General features: G+C 43.9%; 22 protein-coding genes. 6 read left to right on the top strand and 16 right to left on the bottom strand.

All coding sequences use genetic code 11. The features are described 5' to 3' along the window. Positions 1 to 8 precede the first annotated feature (8 nt). The 5 genes from ACO08K_RS27020 to dnaG all read right to left on the bottom strand — a co-directional run bounded on the left by ACO08K_RS27020 (position 9) and on the right by dnaG (position 4,232). Entirely contained in the window at positions 9 to 923 is a 915-nt protein-coding gene (locus tag ACO08K_RS27020) for a geranylgeranylglycerol-phosphate geranylgeranyltransferase (protein WP_421799613.1), read from the bottom strand. 104 nt (positions 924 to 1,027) lie between these two features. After that, complete coding sequence (locus ACO08K_RS27015) at positions 1,028 to 1,531, bottom strand: KdsC family phosphatase (protein WP_421799612.1); 504 nt, start codon at positions 1,529 to 1,531, stop codon at positions 1,028 to 1,030. Positions 1,532 to 1,537: 6 nt separating this feature from the next. After that, positions 1,538 to 1,783, bottom strand: a complete 246-nt coding sequence (iscX, locus tag ACO08K_RS27010) for a Fe-S cluster assembly protein IscX (protein WP_421799611.1) — start codon at positions 1,781 to 1,783, stop codon at positions 1,538 to 1,540. A gap of 29 nt (positions 1,784 to 1,812) precedes the next feature. Continuing rightward, positions 1,813 to 2,157, bottom strand: coding sequence for a 2Fe-2S iron-sulfur cluster-binding protein (locus tag ACO08K_RS27005; protein ID WP_421799610.1), 345 nt, complete (start codon positions 2,155 to 2,157; stop codon positions 1,813 to 1,815). A 131-nt stretch (positions 2,158 to 2,288) separates the two neighbouring features. Further along, positions 2,289 to 4,232 carry a DNA primase gene (gene dnaG / locus ACO08K_RS27000; RefSeq protein ID WP_421799609.1) on the bottom strand — a complete coding sequence of 648 codons (1,944 nt, stop codon included), beginning with the start codon at positions 4,230 to 4,232 and terminating at the stop codon, positions 2,289 to 2,291. A 551-nt stretch (positions 4,233 to 4,783) separates the two neighbouring features. Here dnaG and ACO08K_RS26995 point away from each other — a divergent pair. The 3 genes from ACO08K_RS26995 (at position 4,784) to ACO08K_RS26985 (ending at position 8,078) form a co-directional block, all read left to right on the top strand. Then, positions 4,784 to 4,999 (top strand): hypothetical protein, encoded by a 216-nt coding sequence (locus ACO08K_RS26995; protein ID WP_421799608.1) that lies wholly within the window; start codon positions 4,784 to 4,786, stop codon positions 4,997 to 4,999. Positions 5,000 to 5,200: 201 nt separating this feature from the next. Next, a complete protein-coding gene (locus tag ACO08K_RS26990) occupies positions 5,201 to 6,601 on the top strand; it encodes a hypothetical protein (RefSeq protein ID WP_421799607.1) in 1,401 nt (466 codons plus the stop codon). A 76-nt stretch (positions 6,602 to 6,677) separates the two neighbouring features. Beyond that, positions 6,678 to 8,078 carry a hypothetical protein gene (locus ACO08K_RS26985; RefSeq protein ID WP_421799606.1) on the top strand — a complete coding sequence of 467 codons (1,401 nt, stop codon included), beginning with the start codon at positions 6,678 to 6,680 and terminating at the stop codon, positions 8,076 to 8,078. On the opposite strand, the gene ACO08K_RS26980 is transcribed toward ACO08K_RS26985, so the two are convergent. Next, positions 8,075 to 8,935, bottom strand: coding sequence for a carboxypeptidase-like regulatory domain-containing protein (locus ACO08K_RS26980; RefSeq protein ID WP_421799605.1), 861 nt, complete (start codon positions 8,933 to 8,935; stop codon positions 8,075 to 8,077). The two genes, ACO08K_RS26985 and ACO08K_RS26980, sit on opposite strands and share 4 nt — an antisense overlap. 104 nt (positions 8,936 to 9,039) lie before the next feature. Here ACO08K_RS26980 and ACO08K_RS26975 point away from each other — a divergent pair, with 104 nt between their 5' ends. Then, on the top strand, positions 9,040 to 10,314 hold the full coding sequence (locus ACO08K_RS26975) for a sterol desaturase family protein (RefSeq protein ID WP_421799604.1): 1,275 nt from the start codon (positions 9,040 to 9,042) through the stop codon (positions 10,312 to 10,314). Between the two features lie 224 nt (positions 10,315 to 10,538). Here the strand turns inward: ACO08K_RS26975 and ACO08K_RS26970 are convergent, their stop codons facing one another. Beyond that, on the bottom strand, positions 10,539 to 11,522 hold the full coding sequence (locus ACO08K_RS26970; protein ID WP_421799603.1) for a GlxA family transcriptional regulator: 984 nt from the start codon (positions 11,520 to 11,522) through the stop codon (positions 10,539 to 10,541). A gap of 111 nt (positions 11,523 to 11,633) precedes the next feature. On the opposite strand from ACO08K_RS26970, the gene ACO08K_RS26965 reads away from it, so the two are divergent. Further along, positions 11,634 to 12,044, top strand: coding sequence for a VOC family protein (locus ACO08K_RS26965; RefSeq protein WP_421799602.1), 411 nt, complete (start codon positions 11,634 to 11,636; stop codon positions 12,042 to 12,044). Between the two features lie 78 nt (positions 12,045 to 12,122). Here ACO08K_RS26965 and ACO08K_RS26960 read toward each other — a convergent pair whose 3' ends face one another. Further along, positions 12,123 to 13,646: a TlpA family protein disulfide reductase gene (locus ACO08K_RS26960; RefSeq protein ID WP_421799601.1), complete on the bottom strand. Its 1,524-nt coding sequence runs from the start codon at positions 13,644 to 13,646 to the stop codon at positions 12,123 to 12,125. Positions 13,647 to 13,860: 214 nt separating this feature from the next. Between ACO08K_RS26960 and ACO08K_RS26955 the strand changes: the two genes are divergently transcribed. Beyond that, positions 13,861 to 15,918, top strand: a complete 2,058-nt coding sequence (locus tag ACO08K_RS26955; protein WP_421799600.1) for a S9 family peptidase — start codon at positions 13,861 to 13,863, stop codon at positions 15,916 to 15,918. Positions 15,919 to 16,052: 134 nt separating this feature from the next. On the opposite strand, the gene ACO08K_RS26950 is transcribed toward ACO08K_RS26955, so the two are convergent. The 8 genes from ACO08K_RS26950 to ACO08K_RS26915 all read right to left on the bottom strand — a co-directional run bounded on the left by ACO08K_RS26950 (position 16,053) and on the right by ACO08K_RS26915 (position 23,993). Further along, positions 16,053 to 16,910: a hypothetical protein gene (locus ACO08K_RS26950; protein ID WP_421799599.1), complete on the bottom strand. Its 858-nt coding sequence runs from the start codon at positions 16,908 to 16,910 to the stop codon at positions 16,053 to 16,055. A gap of 12 nt (positions 16,911 to 16,922) precedes the next feature. Beyond that, on the bottom strand, positions 16,923 to 17,441 hold the full coding sequence (locus ACO08K_RS26945) for an SMI1/KNR4 family protein (RefSeq protein WP_421799598.1): 519 nt from the start codon (positions 17,439 to 17,441) through the stop codon (positions 16,923 to 16,925). 339 nt (positions 17,442 to 17,780) lie between these two features. Continuing rightward, complete coding sequence (locus ACO08K_RS26940) at positions 17,781 to 18,731, bottom strand: alpha/beta hydrolase (protein WP_421799597.1); 951 nt, start codon at positions 18,729 to 18,731, stop codon at positions 17,781 to 17,783. Positions 18,732 to 19,167: 436 nt separating this feature from the next. Further along, positions 19,168 to 20,076 (bottom strand): hypothetical protein, encoded by a 909-nt coding sequence (locus ACO08K_RS26935; protein WP_421799596.1) that lies wholly within the window; start codon positions 20,074 to 20,076, stop codon positions 19,168 to 19,170. A 3-nt stretch (positions 20,077 to 20,079) separates the two neighbouring features. Continuing rightward, positions 20,080 to 20,982, bottom strand: a complete 903-nt coding sequence (locus ACO08K_RS26930) for a hypothetical protein (RefSeq protein WP_421799595.1) — start codon at positions 20,980 to 20,982, stop codon at positions 20,080 to 20,082. A 339-nt stretch (positions 20,983 to 21,321) separates the two neighbouring features. After that, positions 21,322 to 22,053: a DUF5131 family protein gene (locus tag ACO08K_RS26925; protein ID WP_421799594.1), complete on the bottom strand. Its 732-nt coding sequence runs from the start codon at positions 22,051 to 22,053 to the stop codon at positions 21,322 to 21,324. A gap of 1 nt (position 22,054) precedes the next feature. After that, positions 22,055 to 22,912, bottom strand: coding sequence for a three-Cys-motif partner protein TcmP (tcmP, locus tag ACO08K_RS26920; RefSeq protein ID WP_421799593.1), 858 nt, complete (start codon positions 22,910 to 22,912; stop codon positions 22,055 to 22,057). Positions 22,913 to 23,030: 118 nt separating this feature from the next. Next, positions 23,031 to 23,993 (bottom strand): toll/interleukin-1 receptor domain-containing protein, encoded by a 963-nt coding sequence (locus ACO08K_RS26915; RefSeq protein ID WP_421799592.1) that lies wholly within the window; start codon positions 23,991 to 23,993, stop codon positions 23,031 to 23,033. Positions 23,994 to 24,228 lie beyond the last annotated feature (235 nt).

Here is a 24,228-nt window from a genome sequence, read left to right as displayed (position 1 = left end):
GGTAATTTTTAAACAAGGAGCAGTAAAACACCGGCCAGCATGACTACTTTTGCCAGCGTACTGATGCGGTGGTAATCGTTGGGCGTTTGGGCGTTTTGCAGCAAGTAAATCGCATAAATCAAGGGAGCAACTACACCAATCAGTGCACCTAGATAAAAGGGGGCACTAAAACCAGGCACCTGGTAGAAATACAAAGCTCCGAGCAAAACCAGCAACAACCCTGCCATCGCCATCGCCAGGTACTTGGCTGCTGCATCGCCCGCCGCAATGGGAAAGGTACGGCAACCCGCAGCTGCATCACCAGGTTTATCCTCCAAATCTTTGACAATTTCACGAAATAGGGTACTAAAAAAAGCAAAGGCACAATACCAATTGATGATGGATTGTAAGGTCTGAGCCTTTTGTGGTACCGCATTTTGTAGGGCCCACCAGCCGGGTAATTCTGCCAACCATACCAAACCTGCCACCCCAGCACAAAACAAAGCAACCAACATATTGCCTAGTAAAGGCCGCTTTTTAAGGATTCTGGTGTACAAAAACAACAACACAAAGGACAATAAGTACAAGCCCAGCATGTACACTTGCCCGATGCGAAGAGCAAGGTAAAGGGACAACAAAAAACCAACATAGCCCAAAAGCGCGTAAATCCAGATGCAGGTCCGGGCGCTGATTTTTTCGTTGACAATGACTTTGGCTTTGCGGTTGAGCAAATCCATCTCGTAATCGTACAAATCATTGATGATGTAACCACAAGCAGTAGTACAGAGGGTAGCCAGAACCAAAAAGAGAAATTCAAGCGTATTGAGTCGTGGGCTAATGCCTTGCTGTGCAAAGGCGGGTAGCAAAAGGCGAAAATAGACCAAGGATTGAACTAGAGCCACAATTAACAAATTGGGCAGCCTCAGTAAGCGGAAGAGGGACATTAGGATCATTTGTATGAAAGTATCCAGTATTCTAATCCCTACAAATATAGATAAGCGTACAAAATATGCACCGATTAACGGTACTTATTTTGCGCTTGTTTTGTTTAATCTTCCGACCATTTGCCTTGCAAACGCAAAACTTTTTCAATCACGTCCCGTACACAGCCTTCGCCGCCGTTTAAGGGCGATACGTAATTGACAATTGGAAATAGCTCTGGAGCTGAATTTTTGGGGCAGGTGGCCAAACCAACCCGCCGCAAAACCGGATAATCGGGCAGATCGTCGCCCATGTACAGGATGCCAACTGGATCCAGTTCATAGGTATTTACAAACTCTTCGAATGCTTCCAGCTTGTCGCTGATGCCAGAGTATATGTCCTTAATTCCCAGGGCTTCCAGGCGTTTTTTGACCCCTTCAGAACGCCCTCCAGTGATGATCGCAATTTTGTAGCCCTTGTCGATGGCGATTTTGATGGCCAGCCCGTCGCGGACATTCATTTTGCGCAGCAACTCCCCATTCTCGGTGATGAGTACCTCATTATTGGTCAATACCCCATCCACATCAAAAATGAAGGTGTGGATGGTACTGAAAACTTCCAGGTGATTCATACTCGTTTATTGGTTGTCGCGCCATTCATACACCCACTTGGCCTGAATTTGCTCCAGGTGTGCTTCGGTACAGCCTTCACGAGTGCCTGCAAAATTGGGGATTTCCAGAATCCATTCAATCAGGTCGGTAAAGCGGATGCGGTAAATTTTGCCTTCGCTAAAATCATCGCCAAAACGCTCGTAAAGCTTCATTGCGATGTCTTCGTGATCCGCCCAATTGATGGGGAGGTTGTCAAATTGGTCAAATGCCATTATGATGAGGATTTGAGAGCTAGTGAGAATTAATGTTCGTGGCCAATGATGCGGCTCTGATCGGGAATTTCGATTTCGATGTAAGCCTCATCGTCGAGGATCACACATTGGCAACCCAAGCGGGAATTGAGGCGGGGATTGTGGGCCCGGTCAATGAAGTCTTCTTCTTTGTCCGAAATTTCTTCCAGATCGTCTTCTCCCTTGAGCACGTACACATGACAGGTGCTACAAGCGCAAACGCCGCCACAGTTGTGATTCAGGTGGATATCGTGATCTTCGGTTACTTCCAAAATCGAGGTGCCTTCCGCCACTCCTTCCACCACAATAGGTTGCGCTATTTTTTTATCTTCAAAAGTAAACTTGACAGTAGCCATTAAAAAGCAGGTTTTGTAAAAACGTGGGCAAAAGTAGTGCTTTGTTGATTGGTAAACAACTAATGCGGGGAAGAGTTTGATGAAAAGAAGATGAGGAGGGCCGATTTTAAAAATAGATTTGGTACATAGAATTATTTCACCACCACCATCCCCAATTCCCCAGCCAACTGGTTCCGCATCGCCTTCAACTTCTGATCCAGCTTAATCAGCGGCAGCAACTGCTCCACATCGCCCTGATTGATCACCTTCATTTTTGCGTGATTGTCCGCGATGATCCGCCCGATTTTGCGCAATTTCAGGCGCTTGACTGCCGCTTCTGCGTCTTTGAAGTAATTGTCCTCCGGTTTGCGCTGATTGAGGAAAACCTCGTGTTTTAGCTCCCAGTTTTCGCTGAATTCATAGGGGCTAGTCAGCACCGTGGAGGCCAATTGGCGCACATCCGTGTCGGGGTGGTTGATGAAGTATTGCGCCGAAATGTCGAGTCCCTGGTTGACGCGTTGCATGATCTCGACTACCACTTTTTTATACAAATTGCTATCGAAATAATCGATGACGTCTTCGATGTTGATCCACACGTATTGGGCTACGGTGGTATTGTGCGCCTGATCGTACCACTCACCCCCGGCATTGATGAGGATATGGGCGATGTGTTTCTCCTGAAATTCATCCCCTACACTCATTTCCGCCTCGGCCATCACCGGATTGGATACGTATTCCTCTGTCGGGAAGGAATCATCCGAACTCGGCGGTGTAACCCCTTCCAACGCCTGGTGTTTTTCCAGATCGCGGCGCAGCAGTTTGTTGACTTCAAAAATCATCCGCCCCTCATCGACGCCCAGTACCTGTCGGGTCACCTTCACGTACTCATCGCGACGCAGGGGATTTTTGATTTTGGAGATGGTATTGGCAATTTGGCCCAAAACACCCGCTCGCCGGGTGGGGTCGTCTCCCGCTTCCTTGAGCAGCAGTTCGGTTTCAAATTGGACGATGTCTTTGCCTTTTTCCTTCAGATATGCCAAAAAGGCCTCCGAACCCACCTTTTGGATGTACGAATCCGGGTCTTCCTGATCGGGCAAAAGCACCAGGCGTACGTTCATATCTTCGGCCAGGGCCAGATCGAGCCCGCGCAATGCCGCTTTAATACCCGCCGCATCGCCGTCGTAAATGATTTTGATGTTGTTGGTAAAACGTTTGATCAGGCGGATCTGGTCGGGAGTGAGCGCGGTACCTGAAGAGGCCACCACATTTTCAATCCCCGATTGATGCAGGGAAATCACATCCGTATAACCTTCCACCAGCAGGCATTCGTCAAACTGGCGGATGGCTTTTTTGGCAAAAAAGATGCCGTAGAGGACTTTGCTTTTGTAATAAATCTCCGTTTCCGGCGAGTTGATGTACTTGGGCTGCTTAGGGTCTTTGGCCATGATCCGCCCAGCGAAGGCGATGACCTTGCCCGTCAGGTTGTGGATCGAAAACATGACCCGCTCGCGGAAAAAGTCGCGGTCGTATTGGGTGACTAAACCCAGTTTTTTCAGTTGGTCGGTGTTGTATCCCTTTTGTTTCCCGGCTCGCAGGAGCCCATCCATGTCGTTTTGGGCAAAACCCAGGCCAAATTTTTTGATGGTTTCTTCCCGAAAGCCCCTTTGTTTGAAGTAGGAAAGGCCCACACTGCGCCCTTTGTCGGTATCGAACAATTGGGTTTGAAAATATTCTTGCGCAAACTGGTTGATCAAATAAAGGCTATCAATAGCTTGTTGTTCCTGGCGCTGCTGGTCGGAGGATTCGGTTTCCTTTAGCTCAATGCGGTACTTTTTGGCCAAAAAACGAATGGCTTCGGGGTACGAGACCTGCTCGTGTTCCATCACAAAGGTGATCGGATCACCTGCTTTGCCGCAACCAAAACACTTGAAGATGTTGCGCGCCGGATTGACGTTGAAGGAAGGAGATTTTTCGTTGTGGAAGGGGCATAGGCCGCTGTAGTTGGCCCCACGTCGCTTGAGGTTCACAAAATCGCCGACGACTTCTTCAATTTTCGCCGCGTCGTTGACTTCCTGGATAGAACTTGGTAAAATCAAAATTGCTGGTTTTGGATGCCTTAGAGCTTGTTTAAATTTTTGTTCGGGCTGCAAACGGCCAATTTTTGCCTAAATTTCGTTCCGAAAATGCTCATTTAGCGCTGCTAAACTCCGCTTTTCATGCCTCATTTATGCAAAAATGGCCTCGTTTTCGCTTCCGCCCAAAAATCTTAAACAAGCTCTAAGTTTCACTTTTTCCGGGCAATTATTCAAGCATTGGCCGAAGAAAAAATGGTGTTGGTCAAAACATATTTATAATGACTTGTAGGCGAAAAGCCAAAGTAGTATATTGACGAAAAATTAGAAATGATGAAAATTAGGAATTTAATTTTAAGCTTGGTTCTTTTTGTAGTGCCGCTGTTCCTTTTGAATTGGTATACCAATCCAGAACAGTCAACGAAATTAAGAATTCTTCACCTTGCTTTGCTCATCATCATAGCACTGATCAATCACTTTCTTTTTGGTTGGCTGCATAAAAAATACCCCTATCAATCTTCCTACAAGCCTAAAAACAAACCCAATTTGGAAACAAGTCCTGAAAAAATAAGCGAATGAACGCGATCCGTTTTATAGCCAGAATGTCCGTTTTTGTCATCACTTTTATCTTCATCGACCTGTGGAGTGGTCCGGAAAGAGACCTCGAATCCAGGTTTAAGCACACCCTCTTGGTACTCGCTGCTGCTGCCTTGTTGGCCTTTATCCAAACCCGCTTGTTAAAAGCATTGGAAGCCAGGTATCCCACTGCACCGCGCAAGAACAAGGAATAAGCAAAAATCATATGGTTAATCGCCAAGGATAAATAATTAAACAAAAAGAATTCACAAAAATTAACCTTGCTTTTTCACATTAAGCAATTATATTCGCCAATATTCATTCCAACCAGAATAATCAATCGGCTACTGTATTCTGCCCAGCATCTACACCGGGCACCTTACGCTTTTTACCATTTTTCAGTAAAAGAACCTGTTATGAAATACCTGGTAGCCACTGTTTGTACCCTATTTTATTTGGGCTTAACTGCCCAGGATGTCAAGTGGGGTCGCCCCCATCAAAAACCGGATAAAAACCTGCACATCAGCCAGGTAATTGGGAAAACTTCCACGGGTATTTTTACCCTATTGACCGATATGCGCGATCCTGCCGTTTTACCGCCTGTTTTGCAATGTTTCAATACCGAACTGAAATTAGAGCGACAGGTTCCATTGCGTTTGCATTTTGATTTTGGGGATTTGAAATTGGAAACTGCGGTAATGCTCAAAGACCGTTTGCACCTTTTGCTCAGTTTGGAAGACCCGGCCCTGAACAAATTACGCCTCTACACACAGGAAATTGATCCCCAATCGCTAGCGGCCTACCGTGCGCCTCGCCCGATTTACGAAATCAATTGGGAACAGGGCGTTTTTGATGCCTCAATCGGATACAAGGTATCGGAAGATCGGAGCAAGCTACTCATTTACAATCGTTTCCCGAATGCAGCCAACAATTCTTCGCGCAAATGGCTCATGCTCTGTGACGAAGCCTTAATGCCACTATGGAGTATTGAACCTAAATTTCCCTGGAAAGCTTCCGTTGTACACTTGATGGATTATGAGGTCAACAACAATGGTGAAGTGATTGTGCTGGCCACCCACCGTGAAAAGGAAAACCCCGAGCCCCAATACGCTATTTTATCCTACCAGGAATATGGACGTAAACTCAAATGGTACGATTTTAATCTGGGTGCAGCCAATCCGCACCAAATTGCCATTCAACTCAATCAGGCTGGTCAATTGTACTGTGGTGGCTTGCTTGGCGATCGGGAAAGTGAAACCACTGGGGCCTTTGCCATTGCCATCGATTTGAATACCGGACGGGTGCAAACTCATATCCACTCTTTTAGTGCCGAGGATTTACAATCCCTAGAAGGTACCCCCAAACGTTTGCCTGATTACCAATTGCGGGCGCTACACGTGGAGGCCAATGGCAGCATCAGCATTGTGGCTGAGCAGTTTTTGCCACCTTACCGAGGCAATGATCAACGGTATTATGGGCAGGTTCTCCTGATTGCTTATTCTCCAGATTTAAGCACCCGAAAATTGTTCAGTTTGAATAAAAACCAGATAAGTTTTGATCAGGGTTATTTCGATTCGTTTGCTTTTTTAGCCAAGGATGAACAGTACCTTTTGCTCTACAATGATAAGAGTAAAACCCCCATGCGCAAAGCCTGCTTCAATGCCAATGGGGCTCAAAATACGCCACTGGAATACACCGGTACTGAAAAAATCAAGGTTTGCCCCCGCAATTGTGCAGCTTTATCTAATAAGGAATTGTGGATATATGCTGAAACGACGGATAAAAAACACTATCAAGTCGGGTTATTGGAGTTTTAGGGCAAAGTTGATACATTTGGACTATTGACTTTTAGTTCGAAAAAAATCGAAACAAGAACTAAAAACGAGACCCACGATGAAATACCTAATTGTCATTCTCCTTTTTTGTAAAGTGTTTTGTTTAGAAGGACAAAAAATACAATGGGGGGAACTTCAGCAAAAGCTGGATAAAAATGTCCAGATCAGACAAGTCATTGGAAGAACCTCGATGGGGATTTTTACGTTATTAACGGATGTGCGTAGGCCTGCTGTTTTACCCCCGATTTTACAGCGTTACAACAATGATCTCAAACTGGACAAGCAGCTTATGCTGCGTTTGGAAAGTAAGTCCGGAAGCCTGGACCTGGAAAGAGTGCTGATGCTGGACGGTCGCCTCTATGTGATTGGGCGCAGGCGTGGCCCCGCTGGAGGTAGGGTTCGAGCCTTTTCTCAGGAAATTGACATGGAAACTTTAGAGCCTAAACATGAGCCCCGGAACATCTTGGAAATCAATTGGGTCGAAGGGCTATTTGAGGACCAGTTACCCATAAAAATTTCTGCCGATCAGCGTAAAATGTTGGTATATAATAGTTTTCCGGGCGTTCCCGAAAATTTGTCCCGCAATTGGCTGACCGTCTTTGATGCAGACATGAAATGTGAGTGGTCTCTTTCGGCCAAAAACAGCCAGATCGACCCCGAAACTTTGTTTTTGGATTATGAAGTAGCCAACAATGCTGAGGTAATGGTGTTGAGCACTCATGCCAAAAAGGGGGTACCGAGAGTCACTGTTGATCCCAATTTCAAGGTGCTTCACTTCGGTGCCAACGGTCAAATGCTGAGGCAGTACGAAGTGCATTTGGGGAACTTTAATTTGCAAAAAGCGGAGTTGGAGTTGGATAACCAGGGGCATGTAATCTGTGCTGGTCTTTTTAATGATGGATTTCAAGAGACCCTCGGGGCTTTTGCCAGCATCATCGACCAAAAGACCGGTGAGGTAAAAACCCATGCCGGGCATTTTATCGATTCAGAGTTAAACTCCCTGACCAGAGTATCTAAACGTTTAACGAATTTCCAGTTTCATGGTCTACAGCTTTCACCGAATGGGCGCATTTCGCTCCTGGCCGAACAGTTTTTAGCTGGCCAAAGTGGCAATAGTAGTCATGGCCAGGTACTCCTGTTCACTTATCCCCCAGACCTAAACTCGCGTAGTTTAATCAATTTATACAAAAATCAGGTCAGTGCGGACTATGGATATTTTGACTCCTTTGCCTTGCTTGTCAAAGACGAGCAATTGGTTTTGATGTACAATGACAAGGGCAAATCTGCGGTTTTTAAAGTGTTGCTCAGCTCGTCAAAAGTGGAGCATCTTACTACCTTGGGTAGCAACAAAACCCAAATTTGTCCCCGTGCTTGTGCTGCATTGCCCGGTGGGGTACTTTGGATTTATGCAGAAACGGAGGATAAAAAACAGTACCAAGTAGGCTTACTGACACCTTAGTACGCCACCTTAATCACCATAGGTGTCGACATGTTGGGGAATTTTCTCCAGGCATTCTGACTCCCGAATTGATAAAAATGAGTTGATCCAACTGCCGGAAAAGCAATGGGTAAACTGAGCCGTCTGCCTGTAGGCGAATGATCTATCCATTCCAGGCCAATGGCGATGTCTTCATCCACGATTAAATCATAGGGCTTAAGGTTGACTTCAACCCAGCCCGTCTGCCCTTTTTTTACTTCTACAATGGCGTTTTCATTCAATAGAGGTGTTCCAGGTTGGCCGTTCTCCAAATGGTACACCATCACCCGCAATTTGGCCCAATCGTAATCGCAATAACCCAGATAAAACTTGAGCGCGTCCAGGCGGCAGGCTTTACTTTTGCTGAGTTTGGTGTATTTGCTCATTTTGAACTTCCGGGCAATTTCTGCGCCGAGATTTTGCCGAGGGTATTTCGAAATGGCAAAATTGGTATTGCGATCCATGGAGGTTTTGTCAAAACCAAACTCCTCAAAACTCAAGGGTTTGATGGTGACTTCAGCCAGATCATACTGGATGGCGCTTAATTTGATTTGTGGATTTTGCGCCAGCATACTCCGCAGGTTTTGCAACACAAAAGCCCTGCTGCTGAAACCGATGGTGGAAATTTTGATGGTATCACTTGCTTTAACTTGATCGACGACCAGCTCAAATTGGCCATTTTCCTGACTAACCGTTCCGATCGCGGTATTCAAGACCCCAATGTTGACATATGGAATAGGTTTGTCGTTTTGATCCAGAATGGTGCCTTTGATGACATCTTGGGCCTTAAGGAAGGAAACACTGCCCAAAAGAAGGCAGCTGAGTAGTAGCTTGTACATTATTACAGCATTTTAGTAGCGAATATTCGCTGTTTTTTTGGGAACTATTTTTCAAAAAAGCAAAATACTGTAATTTGGCATTTCTTTAATCAAACAGATCGCAAATGGAAGCCTACGGAACGATTTTAAACATTGTCATGCCCATCTTTGTCATCCTTTTTTTGGTGGAAAAAGTGGTGGAATGGTATCGGGGAGCCCAGGTCATTCGAGGATTGGATAGTGTCTCCAGTTTCTCCTCCGGGATCACCAATGTGGTTAAGGATGTGCTGGGCATCGGCATTAGTGTGATTACCTATCAATGGTTGGTAGAGCGGGTCGCGTTCACCCATTTGGCCGCCAATTCGGTATGGGCTTATCTGATTGCCTTCATCGTGGTGGATTTTCAAGGATATTGGATCCATCGCTGGTCGCACGAGATCAATTTTTTGTGGAACCGCCACATCATTCACCACAGCAGTGAGGAGTTTAATTTGTCTTGTGCACTGAGGCAATCTATCTCTTCTTTCATCAATTATTTCACCATTTTGCTTTTGCCAGCTGCGCTGCTAGGGGTTCCAACCCAGGTAGTGGCGGTGATTGGGCCATTGCATCTGTTCCTTCAATATTGGTACCATACCCAGCTCATCAACAAAATGGGGATTTGGGAATACATCCTGGTTACGCCCTCGCACCACCGCGTACACCATGCGATGAACAAGGAATACATTGATAAAAACTATGCACAGATTTTTATTTTTTGGGATAAACTCTTTGGCACTTTCCAGGCTGAATTGCCGGATGTTCCTTGTGTATACGGCGTAACCCGCCCGGTGCACACCTGGAACCCCATCAAGATCAATTTTCAACACTTGTGGCTGTTGATGCAAGATGCTTGGCGTACCCGCAGCTGGTGGGATAAAATCAGGGTTTGGTTTATGCCTACGGGCTGGCGCCCGGCGGATGTGATTGAAAAATACCCTACGGAAAGCATTAAGGATGTTTACCACTTTGAAAAATACGATACCAAAGCTTCGCGGGCGCTGATTGCCTGGAGTTGGGCACAAATGTTTTTCAACTACTTTTTGCTGACCTACTTTTTTGCCAGCCTAGCAAAAATTGGCAGCCCCGGTATTTTTTACTACGGTGGTTTTTTGTTTCTGGCCATTTTTGCCTACACCGAATTGATGGACCGCAACCCTTTTGCGGTATATTTTGAAGCCATTAAATCTGCCCTTGGACTGTACATTATTTACCAGTCGGGCGGCGATTGGTTTGGCGCTGCGCAAAATTGGGGGATTTGGTTTGTGTACCTGGTAGGGGCTTATTTTGTGGTATCGGTGTTGATGACGGTGGTATTTGTAGAGCGGGAGATTAAAGTGCCCATACGGGCGAACGTTTAAAAAAACAGGAAATCGCTGAAATACTGTGCATTAAGCACCGACCCGGAGCTCCGCTTCGAAAGTTTCAGACTTTCGAAGCGTTTGAGCATGTACAATCCTGAACACAAAGCGTACAATCACGCTCTTCAGTACAAAATCGTACGCTAAAGAACTTTCCGAAAGGGTGGACCTTTCGGAAAGGCGACTGAAATCTATGGTTGTGACTAAGTTTTGCGAAAATGCAATTAATCCACAAACACCACCTCCTTGTTGTACTTGTTGCGGTATTCAATCGGGGTTAATCCGGTGATTTTTTTGAAAACGGTGCGAAAGGCTTTCGTATCCGTATACCCCACATCGTACATTACCTCATTGATGTTTTTGCGGCTGGATTCAAAACTGCGCTTGGCCGCTTCAATTTTTACCCTTTGGAGGTATTCTACTACGGTATTGCCGGTGGCCTGTTTGAAGCGCCGTTCAAAACTACGGCGGCTTACTACCACTGAGTCGGCCAATTGATCCACACTGATTTTTTCGGCGTAATTGATTTCAATAAACTCTTGGGCTTTGAGAATTTCCTTGTCCTTGTGGTCTTTTTGCCCGGTAAACATGGCAAAAGCCGACTGATTGTTGCGATCAATGTCGATGGCAAAATATTTGGCGGCTAAAATGGCGGTATCCCGATCGGTGTATTTTTCCAACAGGTACAAGAGAAGGTTCCAATAAGAGTTGGCGCCACCACTGGAGTACAAGCCCTGCTCGTCGGTGATGATGCTGCCATCGGCCACTTCAACATCGGGAAAGGTTTCCCTGAATTCGTTGTAAAATGCCCAATGGGTGGAGCATTTTTTGCCTTTCAACAAGCCAGTGGAAGCGAATAAAAAAGCACCCACACATAGCGAAGCTACCTCAGCCCCACGGAGGTGGTGTTTGATGATCCAGGGTATCGATTCCTGATTTTTTGCTACTGCTCTTTGCATGTCGCCAAACAGGGCCGGGATGACGATCAGGTCGGTTTGTTGTACTTCCTCCAGGACTTTGTCGGTTTGAACGGCAAAAACCCCATCGTGCAGCAGTACTACCCGTTGTTGGCCCACCAATTCTACTTCAAAAAGCGGAGGCTTTCCTGCGGATTGCAAAAATTGATTGGCGGCAGTGAATAGGTAGCGCGGATCGGCTACTGCCTCCATGACAGCTGATTCAGGGACGAGAATTGATACCTTTTTCATGCGTCAAAGGTAATGAATCCTTTTGGCGCGATCAACCCCCGAAACAGGCGTTTTTGCACCCTTTTTTGGCCAAAAAGACACTGCATCTTTGCAGTAGATAATATTCATGTTATGAACCAACTCGTCACCTACCTTACGTTCAATGGCAATTGCCGCGAAGCCATGAGTTTTTACCGAAGCTGTTTGGGCGGTGAACTGGAGTTTCAAACCATCGGAGAATCCCCGCTGGCGGAGCGAATGCCGGATGATCTTAAAGGATATATTTTACATTCTACCTTGCGCAGCGGCCCGATGTTGTTGATGGGAACGGACATGGTAGGGGAGCAGGGACTGGTCAAAGGCAATGCGGTTTCTATCCTGATCGAATGCCAGGATGAGGGCGAAATTCAGGAGATTTACCAACAATTGTCGATTGGTGGGCAAGCGACACATCCGATTGAACCTACCTTTTGGGGGGCGTTGTTTGGGGGATTGACGGATCGATATGGGAACAATTGGTTGTTGCATTGTGCGCGGGGGTAAGGGCGACCCTCCGTGGTTGCCCTTTATGGTTGCCCAAATCAGGTAAGGGGCAACCACGAAGGGTTGCCCCTACGGGGATTACAATTTTTTCTTTAATGCATCAAAATCCAGATTTTGAATGCTTTTGATGTACTTAGGATGATAGGTACCTTTGGCATCAATAAAAATATAACTCGGGTATCCAGTCAGGCCGTAGCGCTCCATAATTCTGGTTGACAAATCGCCTGTCAACCAAATATGATCTCCATCCACCCCTAGCTCAGCGACTTTCTTTTTCCATTTTTCTTCGTCAGAGTTACTATTTACGCACAGGTAAACCACTTTAACGGGTAGTTTTTTCAATTGCTCCTTGGCCTCTTTGCTGTTTTTCATGTCGCTGATACAAGGGGCACACCAGGTAGCCCATACATCCAGGATGATTGCTTGATTGGGGTACAGGGCCCGAATGCGTTGTACCAAGCTATCGATGTTTTTCTCCTCGGCACTGTACAAACTGGCGCCTTGGGGTAAAGAACCAACAAACTTGCCCAAAGTGGTTTTGGTCGTGCTTAGGGGCATGTTTTTGAGGTTGTTGTTGATTTGTTCGGTTTGTTTCTTTTTGCTACTTAATTCTTCCTGGATGATTTGTTTACACCAGGAGGCCTGTAGAGTGGGAAGGATTTTTTCCATGTATTCCTCCCGCTCAAATAAACCTTCCGGGCCACCCATTATTTTTACCAAATCAGCTTTCCTGGGTGGCATCAGGATTTCTTCAAAACCCTTCAATGGATCACCTTTGTGGGCAACCGACAACATCATTTGTAGGTAACGATAGTAGGCGATGCCATCATTGGAAATCAGCAATGGTTGGTGCCGCAGTGCAGCGTCTAAACTTCCGTCTTTGGGGATGGGTTTATTCCAGTGAAAGACAAAGTGGTGAGCATAATATTCAGACAATCGCTCGTTTTCAAGTAGCCATGCATCTTTGGAGGAGAATTTTTCTAAAAAGCGATTTTGGTGTTCTGCAATCAAATCGAAAGCCTGATTCCACAACCTGAAGTTTTCACTGGTTGGTAGTTTGAAATTCATAGCAGTGCGTTGTAAGGTATAAAATTGCTCTTTTACCTCGGGCTCAAATTTGTGGTACCATTGTTTTAATTGACAAAGGGATGAATCAGGGCCACTAAAGTTTATTTTTTGATACATATTCATGGAGTCGGTGCTGTGTTTATACCTCAAGTAGACGTTTCTCAATTCTTTTAAATCTGCTTCCACATACAAACCTTTGTGTGCAATCACTTCTATAAAACTGTAGGGCAACATCAAAAAAACCTGTTGATAACGAAGTGCGTAATCCAACTTGATTTCAAATGAACCGTCCTTTTTTAGGTCTGCATAGTGGGTGGTCTGCCGCTCCGAATTGGGAACTACCAGCACATATCGGACTGATAGGGTATCCAAATCCCCGGCTGTACAATTCAACAAACGTCCTTTGATGACCGGAACATTTGTTGGATTGCTAAAATAAGCATCCATTTGAGTATCCTCCAGGGAAAAAGGGGCTTGAGCATTCAAGAAACCCCACATACAGATAATCGTCAAAAAACAGGCTCTTTTTTTCATGATTCGCTTAATTATATAGATGAAATATTACAATAGATTAACGCATTAAAGATGCCGCCTTGTTTACAATTGGCGGGTGAAAAAGAGAATTCGGAAGCTTTGGGTTAGAATTCGTCAAGGATTTGGAAATAAAAGCACAGAAATTTTTCAACTTATTCTCCCCCTATCCATTCCCTTAGCGTATTTTTACCGCCCACACGAGACATTTTACCTCATGCAGACAAGCAACATTAGCGCACCCATTGCGAAGCGCGATCCCAAAATACTGGTCACCCACGGCGATCAACGCATCGACGATTATTTTTGGCTCAATGAGCGCGAAAACCCCGAAGTGCTGGCCTACCTCAACGCCGAAAATGCCTATACCGAGGCGGTTATGGCCAATACCAAGGATTTTCGGGAAACCCTTTACACCGAAATGGTGGCTCGCTTCAAACAAGATGACCAATCGGTGCCCTACTTTGAAAATGGCTATTGGTACCAAAACCGTTTTGAAGAAGGTGCCGAATACCCCTTTCATACCCGCAAAAAAGGCACTCAGGACGCTGCCGAGGAAATCATCCTCAACGTACCTGAAATGGCCAAGCCGCACAGCTATTTTTCGATTGGCAGCAAAAGTGTCAGTTTTGACAACCGGTACCTGGCCTTTGGTGAAGACACGGTAAGCCGGCGGATTTACACCATCAAGCTGCGGGATTTGGAAACTGGCGAGTTTTTAGCAGATGAAATTCCCAATACCACGGGTGTGGCGGTTTGGGCCAAAGACAATCTGCACTTTTTTTATACGGCCAAAGACCCACAAACCCTGCGGGGCTACAAAATTTTCCGCCACAAACTCGGCACTCCCGCCGAGGCCGATGTGGAGGTATTCCACGAACCCGATGAGACCTTTGATGTAGGGGTGGGGATTAGCAAGTCCAAAAAATTCATCGTGATTGCTTCTCAGCAAACCATCACCTCGGAATACCTGTACCTGGATGCCACCACGCCTGAAGCGGCTTTCAAAGTATTTGCCCCTCGTGTGCGAGGCTTAGAATACGACATCGACCATTTTGGGGATCGTTTCTACGTTCGCACCAACCTCGATGCCAAAAACTTCCGCCTGATGTACTGCGGCGAAGAGCAAACGACCCAGGAACATTGGGTGGAGTTGATTCCACACCGGGCCGATGTGTTGTTCGAAAACATGGAGTTTTTCAAGGATTATTACGTGATTTCAGAGCGCAAAGCGGGCATCACCCAACTCTGGATTCGCACCTGGTCGGGGCAAAATGAGCACTACATTCCTTTCGAAGAGGAAGCTTATCTGGCATACGTGGGCATCAACCCGGAGTCGGATACTGAATTGTTGCGCATTGGCTACCAATCGCTCACTACACCCAATTCTACTTTCGATTACAACATGCGGACCAAGGAATTTACGCTGTTGAAAGAAGAACCAGTGCTGGGTGGATTCAACAAGGAAAACTACCGCTCGGAGCGGGTTTTTGTCACTGCTCGCGACGGCGTGCAGGTGCCAATGTCGATTGTGTACCACCGCGATTTTGTGAAGGATGGCAAACAGCCCTTGCTGCTTTATGCTTATGGCTCTTATGGCTACAGCATGGAACCTTACTTTAGTTCCGCGCGATTGAGTTTGTTGAACCGGGGCTTTGCCTACGCGATTGCCCACATTCGGGGCGGCGAGGAAATGGGGCGGCACTGGTACGACACAGGTAAGTTGTTGGAAAAAAAGAACACCTTCTACGATTTTATCGACTGTGCAGAATGGCTGATTGCCAATAATTATACCTATTCCGGAAACTTGTACGCCATGGGAGGCAGTGCGGGAGGTTTGTTGATGGGGGCGGTGGTCAATTTCCAGCCCGATTTGTGGAAGGGAATAGTAGCGGCAGTCCCCTTTGTGGATGTGGTGACCACTATGCTCGACGACACCATTCCACTCACCACTTTTGAATACGACGAATGGGGCAATCCCAACGAAGAGGAGTATTACCACTACATGAAGTCTTATTCACCTTACGATAATGTGGAAGCCAAGGATTATCCGGCCATGCTGGTGACCACGGGTTTACACGATTCTCAAGTGCAGTATTGGGAGCCCGCCAAGTGGGTGGCTAAACTTCGTTTGCTCAAAACGGATCAAAATCCGCTGCTCTTGCACACCAATATGGAAGCCGGGCATGGCGGCGCTTCGGGGCGTTTTGCTCGCTTGAAGGAAACGGCCAGGGAATGGGCCTTTGTGTTGGATTTGGCGGGGAAGGTGGATTAGGAAGGGGTGAGTTGATTATCAGGTTCTTGGTGGATGTAGAAAATGTATCAATCACTTGATAATCAAATCACATTGAGTCTTGTTTAGCCCAAAAATAAGGACTTCAACTCCATTTGCCCTAGCACAATTGTATCTCATTCATAAGGTGCCTTGATTGCCTCAAAGCGCATGTCATTAAAATCGTGCAGCATTTTTTCTTCCTTGAGGCCATTGTCATCTAGCCGTCCGGCCCAAATTTGCCCTTTAGCTGCCCAAACCAATCGCGACCGGTCGACATCAGCCCAATCCCAATCGGGGAAATGCTGCACCGTTCCTGTTGGTAAGTGTTCCAGGGAATATTCGCTCCAGGTAGAAGATTTGCCTGCCCCCTTTGGCGACCCTTGGTTGACCTTCGACCTTAGCATCCAATTGCGTCCAAAAGGTTTTTCGAATACAAAGTGGTTTTTTGTTTCTCGGGTAGCGAGCGACCAAGCATCCCGCTCCAATCGATGGCAATACACGCCTAAATCCCCGGTCATAGGGTATTTGGCATTTTGCATCGCCTCCTGCAAAGAGATAACTGGCGCTTTAGGGTCAGGCTTTTTCATCACAACCTCCTTCGATTCTCGAAGTATGTGGAAAAAAAAGCCCCCATTCACGTAATAGGTTTTGTTGTCCAGGAAACGCCCGCCCCCAAACCAGGTTTCTTCATCGCCGTACAAGGCAATGGCCCTCAGGTAAGGTGCGCGGGAGATAGCAGTCCAGCAGGTAGGCCCTTGATGAGAGCGTCGGGCGTTCATAGCGAAATAGAGAAAATGTTTCCCGTCCGGCGACAGGTCGGAGCGGTGTTCGTAAATGCGGCCTTTGAGCCATTGACCCATGGTGAAGGTGTCGGTTTGGCGATTCCACAATAGGGTACAAAACTGCTTGGATGGGCCGCGCCGGATGACGACTCCAAGGGGTGCCTGGGAGGCGAGGAGTACGTGAAGGCGAGGAGGCGGTAGGTTGGTCATATTTTTAGGGTTTCAAGTTTGGAAAGTTTCTTCAGGGACCAGTCCATTTACAAAACTAGCAAAATCCTGAGCCAGAAACGTTTTGCGGTAGTCAAATTCCTGATCAATGTGCACAACCTCGGGTTCACCCTCTGGCCCACAATTGGAATAATCCAACATAACCATGTCGTGCCCGCCGGAAGGGCAATCACAAATGTAGACGCCTGTATCGGGATAACCCCATTCGTCGATCATGAATTGTGAGCCGAGTTCGCCACAAAGCGAATAGGTTTTTTCCCGGCCAATACCAAGAATATTAGTAATTGCGACGTAGCTGTTTGCCGGAGCGTTGGGGATTGGGAAGCAGTTGTTCCTGGGCATACCACCGTTTTGAATTTTCATCAAGGCGATGTAGGCGGCAGGCAGTTTGTAGCCGAGTTCTGTTTCGATGGAGTGGATCAATTCGTCTGAGGGTGGGTCGCTGACGTAGTTGGCGAGGGCGTAGTCGTCGTTGTCGTAGAAGGTGGTCGGGTCGAGGTTGGGGAAGTACATGGTAGATGTTTTGGAGTGCTTATTTTTTTAGTCGGTGAATAAGGATTTACGCATTTTTTACCGCAGAGTTTCACGGAGTAAACGCGGAGTTTCACGGAGTTTTTTAGAGGCACCTGCGGTGCGAAGAGGATATGGAGATCGCCATTATTGAAGCTCGGGTCCTTTTATCAAGTCCCATTATCACTGGCTTGTCTCAAGCAAGATTTTTCTGGAGCACAAACTCCAGCCACCGCAGGTGGCAAACTCCTTTATACTAAAAAACTCCGTGAAACTCCGCGTGTACTCCGTGAAACTCTGTGGTAAATAAAATGCGCAATGTGAGATTAACTGACCCCGCAATCACTTCCCAGGCATGGGGGCTAGAAACTTGTTCACATCCAGCCAGTGAATAAAGGCATCGAACCAACGATTGCTGGTTCGGTTGGGATTCCCGAGGCCGAAACCGTGGCCGCCGTTTTGGTAAAGGTGAAACTCTACAGGCCGACCCGCTTTGAACCAGGAATCGATAATGCCGAATTGACTGCGGAAGAGAAAATCATCAGAAGCGATAACATTGAACATGGGCGGTGCGTTCTTCGGCACCTCTACCGGGCCCATACCGCCATAAATTGGACCGATGAAGGCCAGTTGCATGGTCTTTGAGTGGAGCGTTGCGTGCATTGTGAGTCCGGCACCAGCCGAAAAGCCGATCATGCCAATTCTTTTGGTGTCAACACCCCACTCCTTAGCCCGGTTGACGATCATGGCGTAGGCGGCCTCAGCATCTTCGAGCTGGTTGGATAGATCCTGCTGTGGAGGACGCGGCGGTGTTACACCCCGTGCAGTATCTGCAGACGGAGCTGGTGCGGTGCGCGGGCGATTCATCCATGCCTTGAAGTCTTCGAGAGACTCTGGGGTCGGGATGAGCCGATACTTGAGCACAAAGGCGGCGATCCCCTTTTTCGCGAGTGCCTCTGCGACCTCCCAGCCCTCGTTGCCCATCGAAAGCCACCTGTAACCACCCCCAGGTGCCACGATCACGGCTGTACCGTTCGCCTTGCCAGGTTCGGGCAGGAAGGGGGTAAGGGTTGCCGTGGTGATGTTCCGCGCCATTGGGTCGCCCCACTGGCGGAACCAGCTCTCCTTGGCGGGTTGGTTGTCAACACCACCAGTGCCGAGTAGAATGGCTTTCGGCTCGGCAGGAGCGTCGAGCGGATAGATTGTACCGTCTTGAGCCATTGCGGATACCGCCAGGGCGAGCATGGAGGTAAGAATAGCTGGTTTTGCTAAGTGTTTGAGTGTGTAAATCATTTTGAAAATGAATTTGTTTGTTTAATAGTTTTTAAAAAAATTGCTTTGGTGGGGTTGGCGTTGTGGGTTTTGTTTTGAGGGACATTGTGTGGAAGCTGGCCTTGTTTTGCCTCAAGTTACTTCGGCTGTGGGGCATGTGTAAATAAGCTAAGGGCTTAAATCAAAGATAGGGATATCGCTTGAAGTTTTTGGAAAAGTAGGTTGTTTTCTCAAGGCATGAATGAGACTTCTTCGATTTCGTACATGAAATCCCAGGCAGAGTCGTCTTCAAAATGGATATGGCAATGATCATACCTGATTTTTTGTTTGATTTATATCGTAAGGTGAACTATTTTGGAGAGATTTTGTTTTATTTTGGTCTTTTATTTTTGGTTCGTGGTGTTTGCCGAGAACGGTTTGTATAGCAGCAGGCTGCCCGCATAGGGAAGCTTGACGGCTATGCTTCGTTCGTTTCAGTTTCATTTTCTAAGTATCTTTCGATAATATTTATGAGAGCATAATTTATTTTTGACTTCTTTATTTGCGAATCTTCATGAGTAATAATGTTCATATTTTGCTCACTATTTAGCTGATTTAAACTCGCAGACAGCATAATTACTTCTTTTAAAGCCTTTTGGTTTTTTAGATTTGAAAAAATTGAATAGAGCTTTTTAATCACAATTTCTGAATCATCTTTCGCAATCATTTTCTTTAATTCTGAGATACTTAGTTCGATGGTTTCTTTTTGGGCAATTCTCTTGTAAACTATAAACACAAATATTCCAATCAATGAAACGAACATTAATATATCAGAAAATGCCCAAATTTTATTGCTAAAAAATTCTCCTTTTATAGCTATTATCTTGACTTCTTTTTCAAGAACTATAACAGATTTTTTTCTATCAGTCCCTTCAATAGGTATTATTGCATTTACTTTTATATTTAACAAACAATTGCCTGCTTTTAGCGGAGTAACATACCATGCCCACTCTGTGAAATCCTGATGAAGTAATAGTTGTTCTCTCTCTGAAATTTCTGAGATTTTAAAGCAATCTTCGGCACCTGATTCATCATTTAATTGTACTTCCATAATGTCAGAAACTTGAATGGAATATTGGTCAACATTCTCCCCAAGTCCTTCTCTAAAAATTTCATCTTGAATTAATCTCGCTATTCTAAGTCTAATTTCACTTCTCACATTAACTGCCATGGTATCAGGTATTTCATAGACAATCTGTCCTGAACTAAGTGTTCTGGGAACTTGTGATGGTGGTAGTTGAGGTGCATTATTGGAAACACCACTACATCCATTGAGAATTAATGCTAGTAATACTGTTAAGGTAATAAATATCGCTCTTTTTATCATGGCTTAGCTTTCAACTCTGTTAAAATGAATAAGATTAATTATTTTAGGCAATACTTTTAGGCTTTGAAGTTTTACCCATGAAAAAATATAGCTAATTTTTGAAAACTTCGATGGTATCAAAAGTATGGCTAATGGAACAATCAGTAAAATACCTTCATGTTGAAAAAATAACCTCAAAAGTGTTACAATCAAACCTATAATTCCAAATAAAAACAGTATCCTCCGATTAAGCAAAATGCCTACAACAAGAGGAAATAAAATAGAAATAATTGATTGGTTTGAATCTCTGTAAAAGACTTCATTTTGAACAACTAAAAAATAAGAAAATAACCCTAATTCGAAATAGCCCCAATAGGCGTAATCGATATCAAGTAAATAATCCAATGCTAATGAAAGAAAAAATAATATCGCAAAAGAAATTAGTTCGAAAGCCCAAAATTCTATCTCAAAAAAATCAACTAATGAAGAGATTAAAAAGGAGGTAAAACCAAAGAAAAATATTGCAACAAATCTAAGTTCAAGGAAAATCATTAACATTAAACAGGCCAACGATAAAATTAAAAACTTCCTTAAAAAGCTCCATTCTGTAAAAAAATCATTTGTGTAAAAATAGTAATCTGTGTTTTCTGTTGGATGGAAATTTAAAAGTTTTTCAATGTGATCTAAAATAAATGGAATATTTCCAACTAACAATAGGAGCGAAATTTTAAAAATAATTGCATACGATTTCATTTTGGATATAATAATCATCAAAATCAATAGAAGGATTAATCCCTCATGTATTGGAGGTTCTAAAAAAAGGTGAGTGGCTAAAAGAAAAAAAGTGTATATTGCAAATTTTACAGCGTCGGAGAATATTTCATTTTGAGAGATAAATCTCCGTCTAAAGTCTTTTTCTAAATACATATTTATTTTCTTTTTTTAATTAAAGCGAACTTAAGCACTAGCCTACTTCACCTTTTACTTAGTTGCTCCAAGGTGCATGTGTCTCTGCTTAGTCAGCACTCCTTTTCTATCTCTGTTGGCCAAACTTAAGTCCTTATTTCTAGATTTATACACATCATGAGATATTTGATCAGTAAGGTAAAAACAAGAACCAAATCAATCAAGCAAGCAAGTGACTAAATTTAAGATCATCAATAGGGATTTTGACTAGATTCCAGCCTTTATGTGTATAAAGACTCGGCTATTTTAATACCTTCGTGGCCAATTAGTTCCTGAATGTAGCGCGTTCGACTTTCTTTTCTATACATTTTTATGAAGCTCTATTTCTGGCATTTCGTCCCAAGTTTTTCCTTCCAAAAGTCGTCCTGTTTTCTTCTTGTTCGTCCCGCCCCATTGTTTGAAGAAAAATGCAGCATCTGCTTTTAAACACTGATTTTTAATATCTGTTACCCATTCTTCTTTCATTGGTCGGGGTTTTCGTCCGCTCTCACCACCAACAATTACCCAATCAATACCTTTCAAATTCATATTAGGGATTGCTCCAATAAGTGGCTCACAAGAAAGAAATTTAACTCTTGCTCCTGTCTCACGAAGCAAGTCAATACGTTTTGTTACCTTACTGTTTTCTATTGAAACACCCATCCAAATATTATGTGTCCATTCCAACCAACCTTCACTATCATAATATCTCAAAACGTCTGCTCTCTTAGTCAAAACCTGAAATACGTGTTGAGGATTGTCCTTCATTACTTTAAATACCTTTCTAATAAAGTCAATTGGAACGTCTTTGTGAAATAAGTCACTCATAGAATTAACAAAAACAACCTTTGGCTTTTTCCATGTGTAAGGCGTTTGTAATTCATCTTCGTGAATAGTTATATCAAAGTTGTTCTTGTATTTGTCAACGCCCATTGCTTGCAAACGCTTCGACATAACTTCCGCATAACAAAACTTACAACCTGCTGAAATCTTGTCGCATCCTGTTGTAGGGTTCCAAGTCATTTCAGTCCATTCTATGCTTGATTGTGCCATATTATCTCTGTTTGTTGTATTTCGCTATGATTTCGTTTGCTATTTTTACTGCTGTTTTGTTGTTTGAAGCCATAAAAAAGTGAAACATAACTGAATTTGATTTGTTTTTTAAAATGTACGGTTCAGATACAAAGTTAAACAAACTTGATAGTCTTTCTTTGTAAAGAACTGCTGATTTTTCTATTGCTTTGTCTTCTTTTGAAACAATAGTCTCATCTCCAAATAAGGTGTGATTTATGGTCTGTTTGTAGAAATGGTTTAGTATTTCCTGTTTCTCCATACCTAAAAAAACTTCTAGTCTTGACACCCAAGCCTCTGAAATATTTGAATCTTTTTTTAAAAGTCTATTTACACCCATTCCAGTTGGGACTAAAATCCAAACATCAACTGATAGTTTTTGTAATGTCTGCAAAGAATTCCAATTCAATTGCATTCCGCAAGGGTCAATATATGCTAAAACCTTGTGCTTTTTCCCTTTTGAAGTTGTTAAGAATTGACTCATAGATTTTATTTTGTCGTTACAGTCTTCTTTAACAACGTGTACATTTTTGTTAGGGTATAGTTTTTTTGTGTTTTCTTCTAGGTGATTGGCATTAAGTTCATCTTTTTCTACAAAGTAAAATAAGTCAAAAGGTCTAGGCTCTTCTATTTCTAATATTCGTTTTGCAGCACCCACAATGATTTTTTGATTTTCGTCCTTTCCTTTAATTATGAAACCTGACCCTGCGAAGCCATCAAAATACAATAACTTCCAACTATACTTAACTGCATACACGTTCATTATGTTTAAATATGCTTTCGCATATTCAACAATTATTTCTATTTTATTTTCTGTCCAATCACCACCAAATTCATTCATAGTGTCTCTGTTTTTTTTAGCTGAAGCACAACGTTTGGCTTGCTGTCGTGCCGCCGTGCTTTGGATGTGCGGGCTGGCTGTTCGGCGGCATGGACAGCAAGCCTTTGTTAGCAACATCCTATTGGTTTCTCACAATATCTTTGCTGCTACTGGCTTTATACTCTTCTTTTAACTTGATGGCTTCCCATTCAATTTCTTGTTTAAAAATATGTTTTGCGGGTACCATCCTTCCTATTTCACGAAGAATCATTCTTTGATTATTTTTCGGATTTTTTAGCACCCACTTTTCCATGTATGTAAATGGTTCAATATATTCCTTCAATAAAAAGTACATACTATTTAGAACATCTTGAACAGTATCATCAATTCTTACTTCTAAAAATCTCTTTCCTTTATATTCTGGAAAATTAACTATTATTGTAATTGTGTAGATTATTTCCTCGAAAGCAACTTCTTCGTTTTGGGCGATGCTCTTATCAAGTGACCAATTTGACTGCCTATCAAGCATGTCCACAAATCTTTTATCAATATGGCTTTTTAAATCAGTAAGTAGTTCCTGAATGTCTATACTTTTTTCTTCTGTTTTTCCCTCTTCTTTAAATTCAACTTTTGCTAAATCAGAAATAGCCTTCTCTAAAACAGGCTTTGACATTTCTTCATCAAACGTGATTTCAAACTTAGCAAGTAATTTGCCGATAAATTCTTTCAAGGATCGGTAATCCGTTAATTGATAACATTGATACATTCCGAGCGGAGGGTGAATGTTGTCTCTAATTATTCCAACGCAGACAGGAATAATTTCGCAATTTTCCAATGATTGAGCAATGCCACTCTCAAAATATATCCAAGGTCTTCCAATACTATTAGGAGTAAGTACGGCAACTAACGCTCTACTTTGATTTATTTTACCAAGAATTTCAGTAAACCAAATATTTCCAGGTTTGAGCCCACCGCTTTCAGAACTATCTGATGAATACCATGGCATAATTTGCCGTAGAGAAATACGATTAAGAGCATTTGCTATTATTTCAGCAATCTCTTTGTCTCTGCTATAATGGCTTAAAAAAAAATTGTGCGCCATATTTTTTACTTTTCATTGTTGCTAACTTAATTATTCCCACAACTAACGACTAAGTAAAACCCACATTGCGTCCTTTACTTAGCCGTCAGTTGTGTGTATATTTGCTTAATCTACATCTCATTTTCTTTTGTCTAAGTGATTCAAAAACTTAATAATACGTTTCGTTTGCGAATATAACAAGGAATTGTTAATCTAACAAGCATTCAACCCATTGAATTTTCAAATCATCCATCAG

Origin of the sequence: Haliscomenobacter sp., from assembly GCF_965225875.1 — a bacterium.
GTDB lineage: Bacteria > Bacteroidota > Bacteroidia > Chitinophagales > Saprospiraceae > Haliscomenobacter.
Note: the sequence above shows the minus strand (reverse complement) of the source record. Positions and strands in the feature narration are given on the sequence as shown.

Bases quoted from the DNA above. Each gene is read 5' to 3' on its own strand.
- ACO08K_RS26990 (WP_421799607.1), top strand. From the start codon at position 5,201: ATGAAATACCTGGTAGCCACTGTTTGTACCCTATTTTATTTGGGCTTA.
- ACO08K_RS27005 (WP_421799610.1), bottom strand. From the start codon at position 2,157: ATGGCTACTGTCAAGTTTACTTTTGAAGATAAAAAAATAGCGCAACCT.
- ACO08K_RS26980 (WP_421799605.1), bottom strand. From the start codon at position 8,935: ATGTACAAGCTACTACTCAGCTGCCTTCTTTTGGGCAGTGTTTCCTTC.
- ACO08K_RS27015 (WP_421799612.1), bottom strand. From the start codon at position 1,531: ATGAATCACCTGGAAGTTTTCAGTACCATCCACACCTTCATTTTTGAT.
- ACO08K_RS26970 (WP_421799603.1), bottom strand. From the start codon at position 11,522: ATGAAAAAGGTATCAATTCTCGTCCCTGAATCAGCTGTCATGGAGGCA.
- ACO08K_RS26965 (WP_421799602.1), top strand. From the start codon at position 11,634: ATGAACCAACTCGTCACCTACCTTACGTTCAATGGCAATTGCCGCGAA.
- ACO08K_RS26925 (WP_421799594.1), bottom strand. From the start codon at position 22,053: ATGGCACAATCAAGCATAGAATGGACTGAAATGACTTGGAACCCTACA.
- ACO08K_RS26930 (WP_421799595.1), bottom strand. From the start codon at position 20,982: ATGTATTTAGAAAAAGACTTTAGACGGAGATTTATCTCTCAAAATGAA.
- ACO08K_RS27020 (WP_421799613.1), bottom strand. From the start codon at position 923: ATGTCCCTCTTCCGCTTACTGAGGCTGCCCAATTTGTTAATTGTGGCT.
- ACO08K_RS26940 (WP_421799597.1), bottom strand. From the start codon at position 18,731: ATGATTTACACACTCAAACACTTAGCAAAACCAGCTATTCTTACCTCC.
- tcmP (WP_421799593.1), bottom strand. From the start codon at position 22,912: ATGAATGAATTTGGTGGTGATTGGACAGAAAATAAAATAGAAATAATT.
- ACO08K_RS26915 (WP_421799592.1), bottom strand. From the start codon at position 23,993: ATGGCGCACAATTTTTTTTTAAGCCATTATAGCAGAGACAAAGAGATT.
- iscX (WP_421799611.1), bottom strand. From the start codon at position 1,783: ATGGCATTTGACCAATTTGACAACCTCCCCATCAATTGGGCGGATCAC.
- ACO08K_RS26950 (WP_421799599.1), bottom strand. From the start codon at position 16,910: ATGACCAACCTACCGCCTCCTCGCCTTCACGTACTCCTCGCCTCCCAG.
- ACO08K_RS26995 (WP_421799608.1), top strand. From the start codon at position 4,784: ATGAACGCGATCCGTTTTATAGCCAGAATGTCCGTTTTTGTCATCACT.
- ACO08K_RS26955 (WP_421799600.1), top strand. From the start codon at position 13,861: ATGCAGACAAGCAACATTAGCGCACCCATTGCGAAGCGCGATCCCAAA.
- ACO08K_RS26985 (WP_421799606.1), top strand. From the start codon at position 6,678: ATGAAATACCTAATTGTCATTCTCCTTTTTTGTAAAGTGTTTTGTTTA.
- ACO08K_RS26945 (WP_421799598.1), bottom strand. From the start codon at position 17,441: ATGTACTTCCCCAACCTCGACCCGACCACCTTCTACGACAACGACGAC.
- ACO08K_RS26935 (WP_421799596.1), bottom strand. From the start codon at position 20,076: ATGATAAAAAGAGCGATATTTATTACCTTAACAGTATTACTAGCATTA.
- ACO08K_RS26960 (WP_421799601.1), bottom strand. From the start codon at position 13,646: ATGAAAAAAAGAGCCTGTTTTTTGACGATTATCTGTATGTGGGGTTTC.
- ACO08K_RS26975 (WP_421799604.1), top strand. From the start codon at position 9,040: ATGGAAGCCTACGGAACGATTTTAAACATTGTCATGCCCATCTTTGTC.